The sequence below is a fragment of the Pseudomonas tructae genome, from assembly GCF_004214895.1.
In the GTDB taxonomy this organism is placed as follows: Bacteria; Pseudomonadota; Gammaproteobacteria; order Pseudomonadales; family Pseudomonadaceae; genus Aquipseudomonas; species Aquipseudomonas tructae.
The window spans coordinates 1996797-2010312 of record NZ_CP035952.1 but is presented as its reverse complement, the minus strand read 5'-3'; the positions used below and the strand labels follow the sequence as shown (position 1 = coordinate 2010312).

General features: G+C 60.9%; 15 protein-coding genes. All 15 read right to left on the bottom strand.

Annotated elements, in window-relative coordinates; all coding sequences use genetic code 11:
* Window positions 1-98: 98 nt before the first annotated feature.
* A complete protein-coding gene (flhF, locus tag EXN22_RS09300) occupies window positions 99-1409 on the bottom strand; it encodes a flagellar biosynthesis protein FlhF (protein WP_130263778.1) in 1311 nt (436 codons plus the stop codon).
* Window positions 1410-1420: 11 nt separating this feature from the next.
* Window positions 1421-3550, bottom strand: a complete 2130-nt coding sequence (flhA, locus tag EXN22_RS09295) for a flagellar biosynthesis protein FlhA (RefSeq protein ID WP_130263777.1) — start codon at window positions 3548-3550, stop codon at window positions 1421-1423.
* 139 nt (window positions 3551-3689) lie between these two features.
* A complete protein-coding gene (gene flhB / locus EXN22_RS09290) occupies window positions 3690-4826 on the bottom strand; it encodes a flagellar biosynthesis protein FlhB (protein WP_130263776.1) in 1137 nt (378 codons plus the stop codon).
* Between the two features lie 3 nt (window positions 4827-4829).
* Complete coding sequence (gene fliR, locus EXN22_RS09285) at window positions 4830-5606, bottom strand: flagellar biosynthetic protein FliR (RefSeq protein WP_130263775.1); 777 nt, start codon at window positions 5604-5606, stop codon at window positions 4830-4832.
* Between the two features lie 7 nt (window positions 5607-5613).
* Entirely contained in the window at window positions 5614-5883 is a 270-nt protein-coding gene (fliQ, locus tag EXN22_RS09280) for a flagellar biosynthesis protein FliQ (protein ID WP_045200304.1), read from the bottom strand.
* Between the two features lie 21 nt (window positions 5884-5904).
* Entirely contained in the window at window positions 5905-6657 is a 753-nt protein-coding gene (gene fliP / locus EXN22_RS09275) for a flagellar type III secretion system pore protein FliP (RefSeq protein WP_130263774.1), read from the bottom strand.
* On the bottom strand, window positions 6657-7112 hold the full coding sequence (gene fliO / locus EXN22_RS09270) for a flagellar biosynthetic protein FliO (RefSeq protein WP_130263773.1): 456 nt from the start codon (window positions 7110-7112) through the stop codon (window positions 6657-6659). The genes fliP and fliO overlap by 1 nt, the downstream gene beginning before the upstream one ends.
* A complete protein-coding gene (gene fliN / locus EXN22_RS09265; RefSeq protein WP_130263772.1) occupies window positions 7113-7580 on the bottom strand; it encodes a flagellar motor switch protein FliN in 468 nt (155 codons plus the stop codon).
* Between the two features lie 46 nt (window positions 7581-7626).
* Window positions 7627-8595 (bottom strand): flagellar motor switch protein FliM, encoded by a 969-nt coding sequence (gene fliM / locus EXN22_RS09260; RefSeq protein WP_130263771.1) that lies wholly within the window; start codon window positions 8593-8595, stop codon window positions 7627-7629.
* A 9-nt stretch (window positions 8596-8604) separates the two neighbouring features.
* Window positions 8605-9099, bottom strand: coding sequence for a flagellar basal body-associated protein FliL (gene fliL, locus EXN22_RS09255; RefSeq protein WP_130263770.1), 495 nt, complete (start codon window positions 9097-9099; stop codon window positions 8605-8607).
* 119 nt (window positions 9100-9218) lie between these two features.
* Entirely contained in the window at window positions 9219-10508 is a 1290-nt protein-coding gene (locus EXN22_RS09250; protein WP_130263769.1) for a flagellar hook-length control protein FliK, read from the bottom strand.
* Between the two features lie 71 nt (window positions 10509-10579).
* Window positions 10580-10927, bottom strand: coding sequence for an Hpt domain-containing protein (locus EXN22_RS09245; protein ID WP_130263768.1), 348 nt, complete (start codon window positions 10925-10927; stop codon window positions 10580-10582).
* A gap of 25 nt (window positions 10928-10952) precedes the next feature.
* Window positions 10953-12668, bottom strand: a complete 1716-nt coding sequence (locus tag EXN22_RS09240) for an ATP-binding SpoIIE family protein phosphatase (protein WP_130263767.1) — start codon at window positions 12666-12668, stop codon at window positions 10953-10955.
* Window positions 12665-12970: an STAS domain-containing protein gene (locus tag EXN22_RS09235; RefSeq protein ID WP_130263766.1), complete on the bottom strand. Its 306-nt coding sequence runs from the start codon at window positions 12968-12970 to the stop codon at window positions 12665-12667. Before EXN22_RS09235 ends, EXN22_RS09240 begins: the two co-directional genes overlap by 4 nt.
* Window positions 12971-13063: 93 nt before the next feature.
* Window positions 13064-13516, bottom strand: a complete 453-nt coding sequence (fliJ, locus tag EXN22_RS09230) for a flagellar export protein FliJ (protein ID WP_130263765.1) — start codon at window positions 13514-13516, stop codon at window positions 13064-13066.

Here is a 13516-nt window from a genome sequence, read left to right as displayed (position 1 = left end):
CTTAGACCGAGGCCACATGACTGGGCTGCGCTTTCAACACCTGAAAAATGCCTGGCAGACCATTGATGTAGGTACTTTGCAACGTATTCATATTCACCTCAGCCCACGCGTTTGCCAGGGCTGTGGTAGAGATCAGCGAACATGTCGGCCATGGCCTCTTCGCTGGGCTCGTCCTGCATCTGCACACTCACTGCGCGGCTGACCAACTGGTGCCGGCGCGGCAGGTGCAGGTCGTCAGGAATGCGCGGGCCATCGGTAAGATAGGCCACAGGCAGTTCGTGACTGATTGCCAGGCTCAATACTTCGCCGAGGCTGGCGGTTTCATCTAGCTTGGTCAGGATGCAACCGGCCAGGCCACAGCGCTTGTAGCTGTGGTAGGCGGCGGTCAGCACCTGCTTCTGGCTGGTGGTTGCCAGCACCAGATAATTCTTGGCCTGAATCCCGCGCCCGGCAAGGGTTTCGAGCTGCATACGCAGGGCCGGGTCGCTGGCTTGCAGGCCAGCGGTGTCGATCAGCACCACACGCTTGCGCAGCAGCGGGTCGAGCGCCTGGGCCAGCGACTGGCCCGGATCGACATGCGTGACCGAGACATTGAGGATCCGCCCCAGGGTCTTGAGTTGCTCCTGGGCACCAATCCGGAAACTGTCCATGCTCACCAGGGCCAGGTTGTGTGCACCGTACTTGAGCACGTAGCGCGCAGCCAGTTTGGCCAGGGTAGTGGTCTTGCCCATGCCGGCCGGACCGACCATGGCAATGACACCGCCCTCTTCAATCGGTTCGATTTCCGGCACCTGAATCATCCGCGCCAGATGGGCCAGCAGCATGCGCCAGGCTTGCCGAGGCTCTTCGATGCCGGTCGTCAGGTCGAGCAACTCACGGGCAATCGGCCCGGACAGGCCTATACGCTGCAGGCGCCGCCACAGGTTGGCTTGCTGCGGTTTGTTGCCTTGCAACTGGCTCCAGGCCAGCGAGCCGAGCTGCACTTCCAGCAGTTCACGCAAGCCCGACAGCTCCGAACGCATCGAGTCGAACAGGCGCTGATCAATCGGCGCAGCGACAGGTGCAGCCGGCGCCAGCGGTGCTTCAACTTCAGGATCTACCAGCGGCTCGGAAGCGGTCAGCGGCAGCCCGGCGAACAGCTGACGGTTGGCGTCCTCGCTCTCGCTGCGGGTGCTCAGCTCCGCCTGGGCGGTAACGATGCGCGACTGGGTCTTGCGCAACTCGTCTTCGAGCTCGATGTTCGGCACCCGAGGCGCCAGGGCGGACAGCTTGTAGTCCAGCGCAGCCGTCAGCTCGACACCGCCAGCAATCCGGCGGTTGCCGATGATGGCGGCGTCGGCCCCCAGCTCATCTCGAACCAGCTTCATGGCCTGACGCATATCGGCGGCGAAAAAACGCTTAACTTGCATAACCCACTACCTCAGCCGTTCGGGCCCACTGTGGCGACGATGGTAACTTGCTTGTTGTCAGGTATTTCCTGATACGCCAAAACATGCAAATTCGGTACAGCCAGGCGACCGAAGCGCGACAGCATGGCTCGTACCGGTCCTGCGACCAGGAGGATCGCCGGCTGCCCTTGCATCTCCTGACGCTGGGCGGCTTCGATCAACGAACGCTGAAGCTTTTCGGCCATGCTCGGCTCAAGAAGAACACCGTCTTCCTGGCCTTGCCCAGCCCTTTGCAAACTATTGAGCAAAATCTGTTCCAATCTTGGCTCAAGGGTGATGACAGGCAGCTCGGACTCAACGCCGACAATGCTTTGCACGATTGCGCGACACAATCCGACGCGCACCACCGCCACCAGCGCGGCGGTATCTTGACTCTTGGCCGGGTTGTTGGCGATGGCTTCGGCAATACTGCGAATGTCGCGCACTGGAACTTGTTCAGAGAGCAGCGCCTGCAAGACTTTGAGCAGCCCCGACAACGAAATGACACCCGGCACCAGCTCTTCGGCAAGCTTGGGCGAGGCTTTGGCCAGCACTTGCAACAATTGCTGCACTTCTTCGTGGCCGATCAGCTCGTGACAATGTTTGTGCAGGATCTGATTGAGGTGCGTGGCGACCACAGTACTGGCATCGACCACTGTGTAGCCCAGCGACTGCGCCTGGCTGCGCTGGTTGACGTCGACCCACACCGCCTCAAGACCAAAGGCCGGGTCACGGGCGGCAATGCCGTTGAGGGTACCGAAGACCTGCCCTGGATTGATCGCCAGCTCACGATCAGGATAAATCTCGGCTTCGGCCAGGATCACCCCCATCAGCGTCAGGCGATAGGCGCTCGGCGCCAAATCAAGGTTGTCGCGGATATGAACCGTGGGCATGAGAAAGCCCAGGTCCTGGGACAGCTTCTTGCGCACACCCTTGATCCGCGCAAGCAACTGCCCACCCTGGTTGCGGTCCACCAGCGGAATCAGGCGATAGCCGACTTCCAGGCCGATCATGTCGATCGGGGTGACGTCATCCCAGCCCAGCTCCTTGGTTTCCATGGCCCGTTGCGGCGATGGCAGCAAATCTTGCTGGCGCTGGACTTCTGCCAGGGCCTTGAGCTTGACCTGGTTCTGCTTGCGCCAGACCAGATAGGCACCGCCCGCGGCCAGCAGACCAAGGCTCAAGAAGGCAACGTGCGGCATGCCCGGCACCAGGCCCATGACGATCATAATGGCAGCGGACACCGCCAGAGCCCTGGGCGAGTCGAACATCTGCCGGTTGATCTGATTGCCCATGTCCTCGGAGCCCGAGGCACGGGTCACCATGATCGCCGCGGCGGTGGACAGCAACAGCGATGGCAGTTGCGCCACCAAACCGTCACCAATGGTCAACAGGGCGTACACCTTGCCTGCATCGGCAAAGGTCATGTTGTGCTGGAAGATACCGACCGCCATGCCGCCGATCAGGTTGATGAACAGGATCAACAGGCCGGCGATGGCGTCGCCGCGAACGAATTTGCTGGCACCGTCCATCGAGCCGTAGAACTCAGCCTCGCCGGCCACCTCGGCGCGGCGCGCCTTGGCCTGGGCCTGGTCGATCAGCCCGGCGTTGAGATCGGCGTCGATGGCCATCTGCTTGCCAGGCATGGCGTCGAGTGTGAAGCGTGCGCTCACCTCGGAAATTCGCCCGGCACCCTTGGTCACCACCACGAAGTTGATGATCATCAGGATCGCGAACACCACGATACCGACCACATAGTTGCCGCCGATCACCACCTCACCGAAGGCCTGGATCACCTTACCAGCGGCCTCGTGGCCGTCATGACCATGGAGCATCACCACCCGTGTGGAGGCCACGTTGAGCGCCAGACGCAGCAGCGTCGCCACCAGCAGGATGGTCGGGAACGCGGCGAAGTCGAGTGGGCGCAAGGCGTAAACGCAGACCAGCAGGACCACGATCGACAAGGCGATATTGAAGGTGAAGAACACGTCGAGCAGGAACGGCGGGATCGGCAACATCATCATTGCCAGCATCACCAGCAACAACAGCGGCACACCCAGGTTACCCCGGCCTAGACCGACCAGGTTGCTACGGGCACTGTTGATTAACTGAGAGCGATCCACCGGTATTCCTCGTTAGCTCAAGCAAAACTTTGACGCGTTTTGGGCGCGCAGCGCAGCCTTTGCAAGAAGCTTTCCAACTTTGCGATTCGCGTCAGCCTTATCGCGGGGCATGTGGGAGCGGGCTTGCCCCGCGATTGCCTCAGGAGTCGCGCCGCAAATCTGGCGGAATCGGCAGATCCTTGAGCGGTTCCGGGGGCTTGCCCTTGCCGGCGCGGTACTGGCGGATCTGATAGACATAGGCCAGCACCTGGGCCACCGCCAGGTACAAACCGGCAGGAATTTCTTCTTCAAGCTCGGTGGAGTAGTAGATCGAGCGCGCCAGCGCCGGCGATTCGAGCACCTGGATCTTGTGCTCGTTGGCGATTTCGCGAATCTTCAGGGCGATGAAATCGGCGCCCTTGGCCAACAGCAACGGCGCCGAGCCCTTCTGCGGGTCGTACTTGAGCGCCACGGCATAGTGGGTCGGGTTGGTGATGATGACATCCGCCTCGGGTATCGCTGCCATCATCCGCCGCTGCGAAGCCTCACGCTGCAACTGACGGATACGCTGCTTGACCTCGGGCTTGCCTTCGGAGTCCTTGTACTCGTCACGCACCTCCTGCTTGGTCATCAACAGCTTCTTGTGCGCCTGCCACAACTGCAGCGGCACATCCACTGCAGCAATCAGCAACAGACCGACCGCCATCCACAAGGCACTCCAGCCAACGACCTGAAAGCTGTGCAGGATGGCCCTGTCCAGTGGCTCATTGGCAATCGCCAGCAAGTCCTGGCGATCCGCCGACAACACCACGAGCGCAACCAGCAAAATCACAATGAATTTCGCCAGCGCCTTCAGCAGCTCCGACAGAGCATTGACCGAAAACATCCGCTTGATCCCGGCCAACGGGTTCATGCGGCTGAACTTGGGCGCCAGAGAGCTGCCGGAGAACAGCATGCCACCCAGGGAAACCGGACCGATGATTGCCGCCAGCATCAGCACGATCAATACCGGCTGCACCGCCAGCAAGGCCATCTTGCCGGACGCCAGGAGAAAGGTTCCCATTGAGCGCTGATCAACGATCACTTCACGCGACAGACTGAAGTTGATTCGCATCAGGTCCATGAGCATCTCACCCAACGCGCCGCCAAACACCAGCAATGCGCCCGCCCCCACGAGCGTCACCACTACCGTGTTGAGTTCCTTCGAACGAGCGATTTCGCCCTTCTCGCGCGCGTCCTTCTTGCGCTTCTCGGTGGGGTCTTCGGTTTTGTCCTGACCGCTTTCACTCTCTGCCATCGTTCAGCGCGCCCGTGCCAGTTCACGCAGCCATTGCAAGGCTTCGGAGGCCAATGCCTGGTAATGAGGGAGAATCTCCGCCAGCCCGACCCAGAATATTCCCAGCCCCAGCACCAGGGTCAAGGGAAAACCAATGGCAAAGATATTCAATTGCGGAGCCGCCCGTGTCATCACACCAAAGGCCACGTTGACCACCAGCAACGCGGTGACCGCAGGCAAGACCAGCAACAGGGCCGCCCCCAGCACCCAGCTCATGCGCCCGGCCAACTCCCAGAAGTGATTGACCACCAGCCCCTTGCCTACTGGCAGCGTAGTGAAACTCTCGGTCAGCACCTCAAACACCACCAGGTGCCCGTTCATGCTCAAAAACAACAAGGTCACCAGCATGGTCAGAAACTGGCTGATGACCGCTGTACTAACACCATTGGCCGGGTCGACCATCGAGGCGAAAGCCATGCCCATCTGAGTTGCAACGAGCTGGCCGGCGATCACGAACGCCTGGAAAAAGAGCTGCAAGGACAGACCGAGCAAGGCACCAATGATTATCTGCTCGGCGATCAGCAGCAGCGCACTCAGGTCCAGCGCATGGACCTCGGGCATTGGCGGCAGGCCGGGCACGATCACCACGGTAATCGCAACGGCAAGATACAAACGGATGCGCGCCGGCAACAGGCTGGTACCGAAGATCGGCATGGTCATCAGCACTGCAATGACACGAAACAACGGCAGGATGAAACTGGCCACCCAAGTGCCGATTTGCGCGTCCGTCAGCTCAAGCATCGCCGACTCAGCCGATCAACTGTGGAATGCTGCCGTACAACGACAGGATGTATTCCATGAACTTCTGCACCAGCCAGGGCCCGACCACAATCAGGGTCACCAGCATCACCAACAAGCGCGGCAGAAAGCTCAAGGTCTGTTCGTTGATTTGCGTGGCAGCCTGGAACATGGCCACTACCAAGCCCACCAGCAGGCTTGGCACCACCAGGATGGCAACCATCAAGGTGGTCAGCCATAACGCATCGCGAAACAGGTCGACAGCCACTTCTGGGGTCATGGACTACTTCTCCTCACGGCGTCAGACGCCGCCGAAACTGCCGGCCAGGGTGCCCATGATCAACGCCCAGCCATCGACCAGCACAAACAGCATGATCTTGAAGGGCAGCGAAATGATCAGCGGCGAGAGCATCATCATACCCATGGCCATCAGCACACTGGCGACCACCAGGTCGATGATCAGGAAAGGAATGAAGATCATGAAGCCGATCTGGAACGCAGTCTTGAGCTCCGAGGTGACGAACGCCGGCACCAGAATAGTCAACGGCGCCTGATCGGGGCTGGCGATGTCGGTGCGCTTGGACAGGCGCATGAACAGGTCCAGGTCACTTTCCCGGGTTTGCGCCAGCATGAAGTCCTTGAGCGGCACCTGCGCCTTGCTGATCGCATCCTGGGCACTGAGCTTCTCGGCCAGGTAGGGCTGCAGGGCATCCTGATTCACCCGGTCGAACACCGGCGCCATGATGAACAGCGTCAGGAACAAGGCCATGCCATTGAGGATCTGGTTAGACGGTGTCTGCTGCAGACCCAGGGCCTGGCGCAGAATCGAGAAGACAATGATGATGCGGGTAAAGCTGGTCATCAGCACGACGAATGCCGGGATGAAGCTCAGCGCCGTCATGATCAGCAAAATCTGCAGGCTGACCGAGTATTCCTGCTGCCCGTCTGCCCCACTGGACAGAGTGATTGCCGGGACCGACAGCGGATCGGCCGCCAACGCCATCGGCGCTGCCAGCACCAACAGCAGCGTCAACATCATGCGCAATGCGCCCATCACGATCGTCCTTTCTGATCCTTGCCCATCAGCTCCAGGAGCCGCTGAGCAAATTCTGGTGTTGCCTGGCGGGCACCGGCGGGCACTTCGAGCGGCTCGGCCATGACATGCAGGGCCTCGATGGTGCCCGGAGAGTGACCGATGAGGATCTGCTCCTTGCCGACCTGAATCAGCAACAGCCGATCACGCGGCCCCAGCGAACGGGTACCGAGGATCTCGATGACCTGGCCACTACCTGGCGCGGCATTCTGGACCCGGCGCAGCAGCCAGGCCAGGACAAAAATCAGCCCCAGCACCAACAACAACCCCAGTACCAGCTGGGTCAACTGCCCTGCCGCGCTGCCGCTGGCCGCCGCTGGCGCCACGACCGCTGCCGCCGGCTGGGTGCCTGCCAGGGCGACATCCACGTACAAGCCCAAAGCCAGGGCCAGGCCGTTGCGCAGGAGCCTGTTCACTTAGCGCAGCTTCTTGATACGTTCGCTTGGGCTGATCACGTCGGTCAGGCGAATGCCGAACTTTTCGTTGACCACCACCACTTCGCCATGAGCGATCAGCGTGCCATTGACCAGTACATCGAGCGGCTCGCCGGCCAGGCGATCGAGCTCGATCACCGAACCCTGGTTAAGTTGCAGCAGGTTGCGGATGTTGATCTCGGTGCTGCCGACTTCCATGGAGATGCTCACTGGAATGTCCAGGATCACATCCAGATTCGGACCATCGAGGGTCACTTGCTCGTTGCTGCGCGGCGAGCTGCCGAATTCTTCCATTGGCAGGCGGTCGGATGCGCTCATGCCGCCACTGTCGGCTGCCAGCAAGGCATCGATGTCGGACTGACCGGCGTCGCCGGTTTCCTCCAGGGCAGCAGCCCACTCATCGGCCAGCGCCTGTTCCTCCGGGGAGGTGATCTCGTTTTCGTTAGCCATTTTGTCCTCGACGGGCAATCAATTCGGAGTTGGAACCGCAAGCGCCTCAGCGGCGCTCGATCGGATCGATAATCTGCAGGGCCAGGTTGCCCTTGTGCGAACCCAGCTTGGCCTTGAACGACGGCACGCCATTGGCCCGCAGGATCAACTGTTCCGGCAGTTCCACCGGAATAACGTCGCCCGGCTGCATGTGCAGGATGTCGCGCAGTTTCAGCTGGCGGCGGGCAACCGTGGCGCTCAGCGGCACACTGACATCCAGCACGTCTTCGCGCAGGGCCTTGATCCAGCGTTCGTCCTGGTCGTCCAGGTCGGACTGGAAACCGGCATCGAGCATCTCGCGCACCGGCTCGATCATCGAGTACGGCATGGTCACGTGCAGGTCGCCGCCACCACCATCGAGTTCGATGTGGAAAGTCGAGACCACCACCGCTTCGCTCGGCCCGACGATGTTGGCCATGGCCGGGTTGACCTCCGAGTTGATGTACTCGAAGTTGACCGGCATGATCGCCTGCCAGGCTTCTTTGAGGTCGACGAACGCCTGATCCAGCACCATGCGTACCACCCGCAGCTCGGTCGGCGTGAACTCTCGCCCTTCGATCTTGGCGTGACGACCGTCGCCACCAAAGAAGTTGTCCACCAGCTTGAACACCAGCTTGGCATCAAGAATGAACAGCGAGGTACCGCGCAGTGGCTTGATCTTCACCAGATTGAGGCTGGTAGGGACGTACAGCGAATGCACGTACTCACCAAACTTCATCACCTGCACGCCGCCCACCGCCACGTCGGCTGAGCGACGCAGCAGGTTGAACATGCTGATGCGGGTGTAGCGGGCAAAGCGCTCGTTGATCATTTCCAGGGTCGGCATGCGCCCGCGGACGATCCGATCCTGACTGGTCAGGTCATAACTTTTGATACTGCCGGGCTCGGCATTGCTTTCAGTTTGCACCAGACCATCGTCGACACCATGCAACAAGGCATCGATTTCATCCTGGGACAGCAGGTCCTGCACGGCCATCTGGGGCTCCTACTGCAATACGAAATTAGTGAACAGCAACTGGTCGACGACCGGTTTGCCGACTTCCTTCTGCGCCACTTCCTGAACACTGGCAGTGGCTTTCTGGCGGAGCATTTCCTGGCCCACCGGGCTCGACAACGTGTCAAAACCCTGCCCCGAGAACAGCATCACCAGGTTGTTGCGAATCACCGGCATATGCACCTTGAGCGCATCCAGAGCAGCCTGATCACGGCCCTGCATGGTGATGCTCACCTGCATGTAGCGCTGGCGACCGTTCTGGTTGAAGTTGACCACGAAAGCCGGCGCCAGGGGCTCGTAGATCGCTGCAGGCTTGAGGTTGGCCAAGGCCGGATCGACCGCAGGTTTGTCCTCGGACTTGTGCAGGATGAACCAGGTGGCGCCAACCGACAGACCGATGGCCAGCAGTAATGCCAGCACCAGCAGCAGGATCAGCTTGAGTTTGCCTTTAGCGGCGGGGTCTTTTTCTACGTCGCTCTTCGCCATGCCAATAATCCGTCATTCATCGGAGATTTCAGTCACATGGCGAGGGTTGAGCAAGTGTTATGCCAGATTTGCCGGGCGTACGATTATCGCGGGGCAAGCCCGCTCCCACCGCACCGCGATCAGGCGTAGTAATCCACGGCGCTGGAACCCACAACCGACTGCTGTTCGACCGGCATTGCACCGGGTGCGATTTCAGCGGATTCAGCTGTTTCATTTCGCCGCGCGGCCACGCCACTGAGCTTCGGCGTATCCTGGGCGCCCTGCTGCTGACCGCCACGGGACTGATCGGCAACGTTGACATCCGGCTGCCCCAACCCCTGCTGGGCAAACATTTCCTTGAGGCGGTGCACCTGGTTTTCCAGCGCCTCACGCACCCCGGCGTGACCGCTGACGAACGTCACCTGGGCCTGCTGCTCCGGCGCCAGATTGACGCGAATATCCAGGCGGCCGAGCTCTGCAGGTTCAAGCTTGATGTCCGCCGACTTCAGATTCTGGCTGGACAGGTACATGACCCGGTTGACCAGGCCTTCGGTCCAGCCACCCTGGTTCATCGCCAACGGCTGATTGAGCGGGGCCGCGACCGGCACGGCATTCGCCGTCTTGGCCGTGGCGGCCTGGGTCAGGCCGCTCAGGCGCTCGGCAAAGTTGTCGACACGGGTATCGCTCGATGCGCTTTTCAGGTCCTTCAGGCCATCGTCGATAAGACCCGTGAAGGCCTTCTCGCCTGGCTCCCCCTGTTCGGCATCCGCCCCCGGCTTGTCGAGCAGCGCCGCCAGTGTATTGACGGCCGGCTGCGCGACAGACGCTTCAGGCTGGGCATTGGCAGACTTGCTGGCGGCATGGGCAGACGTAGTGCCCTGGGCCTGGGCACTTTGCTCAAGGGCCATGCGCAAGGCCGGCAGATCGGCCAATGGGTCGGCCTCAGGATCGAACTCGGGCGCCTCGGTCACCGGCGGGGTCACCACCGCAGCCTGCGCCTGCAACTGTGCCACAGCCGCCTGAACTACCGGCGCCACCGCCTCGGCCTGAGCCTGAATCAACTGCGCACCGGGCTGGGCATCGGTCACCTGACCTGCCACAAGATTGGGATCGAGCAACGTCGGATCAGGCACCAGCGTCGGATCAACTTCTGGATCGAGCTGATCTTCTGGCAAGTTCTTGCCGCTGTCGGCAACCTTCGGCGTATTGCTGCCGCTGTCCGAAGCAGGCGCTGGCGCTGCGGGCTTGTCGTGCACCGCGCTGTCGGCGGCAGCCGGGGCGGCCTCACGCGATTGCTTGGCATATACTTCGGAAAAGCCCGAAGCCTTGTCGTTGTTAGCCTGTAGCGGTTTATCCGGCGCACCGCCAGCGGCGCGCGAAGGCTTTGCCACGGTGCTGGCTTGCAGCAGGGAATTGGAGGCGACAGGCATGTAGGAGTCTCCGCTACAGGGGTCGTAAACGTGAATTAGCGAAGACCAAGCAAAATTAGCGCCAGCTTTATCTATGCACTCGATACGCGCTGACATTCAGCGCAATACAAGGCACGCACGGTACCGTACTCATGGTCGATCTGGTTGATCAGATCTTCGACACCCCACAGATGCCCCTGATTGACTCGATCTTCCAGTTGCCGGCACAGTTCGGCCAACGCCATAGCGCCCATGTTACTGCTACTGCCCTTGAAGCTGTGCGCAGCAAGCGCCAACTCGCCGGCGTTCTTGGCTTCATGCAGATGACTGAGGCGCTCTTCGGAATCTTTAAGAAAGGTCTCCAGCAATTGCAGGTAGCCATCTTCCATGACCTCCTGCAGGTCGCTGAGTACCTCGCGATCGATGTGACTGTCGGACACTTGCTCACTCCTTGATCAAGTTGGATTATGCCAGAGCCTCCCAGGCGAACTCCACGCATGCGCGACGCCCCTCGTCGGCCCATTCGGCGCGCCGGCTCAACCGGCGTACAAGATTCAGCCCGCGTCCGCACAACCCTTGTTCGGACACCGACCTGGCCAGCACTTTACTCACATTGAAGCCCTGGCCGCTATCTTCGACCTCGATAATCAGACGCCCGCCCTGACGATCCGGCTCCACCCGCAAGGACACACGGATAAAACCCTCGCACAACGCCTGCAGGCGCTCATTGCGTACCTGATAATAGGCGGCAAAGCCCTGTGCATCGCGCTTGAGCGCCGAGTCCAGGCCCAGCACGCCGTGTTCCAGGGCATTGGAATACAGCTCGGTAAGCACGCTGTGCAGCGCCCCACCCTGGGCCCGCAAACCGTGAATCTCCTGCAGCAGCTGCAGCAGGTACGGTAACGGATTGAAACGCTTTAGCGTTTCGGCGCGAAACTCGAACTGCAATGACCAGTCCAGCGGGCTGGACTGACCACTATCAGAATAGATCACCGGTGGCGGCGACAACACCTGCGGCTCGACCACTTCGATATCCAGCAGACTGACGTCATCCCGGGAGCGTCCGCGAAACTGCTCCAGCGCCTGCAGCACTTCCTCGAACAACAGCGCCGGCCGGCGATTGGCGCTCAGTACCCGACGCAACCGCTCGACGCCGAACAGCTGGTCGCGCTCATCACTGGTGTCGACGACCCCATCAGACAGCAGAAACAAGCGCTCGCCCAACGCCAGCGGCAAGACCTCAGTGGTGTCATTGAAGCGCTCCGGCGCTAGAACGCCCAATGGCAAATGACGCGATACCAAGGGCAATGGCTCGCCACCACCGGCCGGCAGCAGATAGCCGTCCGGCATGCCGCCATTCCACACCTCGACCACTCGCCGCTGAAAACTCAGGTTGAGCAGCAAAGCGCAACAGAACATGCCCACCGGCAGGATGCGCTTGAGCTTGGAATTCATCTCGCGCAAGGTTTCGGCCAGGCCATAGCCCTTGGCGGTCATGCCATAGAACACCTCTGCCAGAGGCATCGCCCCCACCGCCGCCGGCAAGCCGTGCCCGGTGAAGTCGCCGAGCAACACGTGCATGTCTCCCGCCGGGGTAAAGGCCGCCAACAACAAGTCACCGTTGAACAAGGCATAGGGCGATTGCAGGTAGCGGATATTCGGCGCACTCAAGCAACCGGCGTGTGCTACCTGATCGAACACCGCTTTGGCCACCCGCTGCTCGTTAAGCAGGTGATTGTGATGGCGGGCAATCTGGTCACGCTGCTCCAGCACTGTCGCCTGCAGCCGGCGCAACCGGTCCATCGCCTTGATTTTGGCGGCGAGGATCACCGGACTGTAGGGCTTGGCCAGAAAATCGTCACCGCCCGCTTCAAGGCAACGCACCAACGCGTGTTCTTCACTCAATGAGGTCAGAAAAATGATCGGCACCAGGGCCTCACCCGCCAGCGCCTTGATCTGTCGCGCCGCCTCGAAACCGTCCATCACCGGCATCAAGGCATCGAGCAGGACCAGGCTGGGACGCTGTTGCGCGAACAACGCCACCGCCTGCTCGCCGTTCTCGGCAGTGAGCACCTGGTGCCCCTGCTTGCGCACGATGGTGGCAAGCAGCAGACGATCAGCCGCACCATCCTCGGCGATCAGTACAGTGAGCGCTTCCAGATCATGGGCGAACTGGCTCAAGTGATGTCGAACAGCTTGTCGAAATTGGAGATGGCGAGAATTTTTCGGACATCGGAGCTGGTGTTGACCACGCGTATTTCCGAGTCATCTCCGCCAACATGGTCGCGCAGGAGCAGCAGCATGCCCAGCGCCGAGCTGTCCAGATAGGTGGCCTCCTTGAGGTCGACCACCACCGAATCCGGCATCCTCTGCTTGCGCTCGTAGGCCTCGCGAAACTCCTGATGCTTGCCGAAGTCAAACCGCCCCTTGACCTTTATCGTCAGTTTTTTCCCATCCGGGGATACTTCAGATACAACTGCCATGTCGAAGATTCCTTCCATTGCGACGATTGCAGACATCTAGAAGGTTTAGCAGCCCGACTTCCCGCCAGCAAGCCGGGCCGATCAATGTACAGGTCAATAGCGGTCGTGACGCGGTAGACGCTGGGACAGCTCATCCAACAGCTTTTGCTCGCGCTTGTCCTCGATCATCCGCGCCTCGTCAATGTAACGCTGCACCAGTTTGCGCAAACCTTCGACTCGGGCATAGGCCTGTTGCCAGGTGCCACGGGCGTTCTTCAGGTTGTTCTGGTGCCAGGCCAGGCTCTGGCGCTGCTGGGTCATGGCGGTCTCCAACTGAGCGAGAAAGCTCTGATAGCCGACCAGCCAGCTGCCGGACACGCCTTGCCCGCCCCGGGCGATCCACTGCAACTGGTAATCTGCGCGAAAACGGTCGAGCTCGCTGAGCTTGGCCTCGGCCAGGTTCACCTGCTGCTGGAAATGCCCCAGGCGCTTGGCGGCTTGGCGCTCGGCGCTTTCCGCCATTTCCACCACTGGCGTCAGACGCGCGGCTCGGCTGGGCTGGGCCAT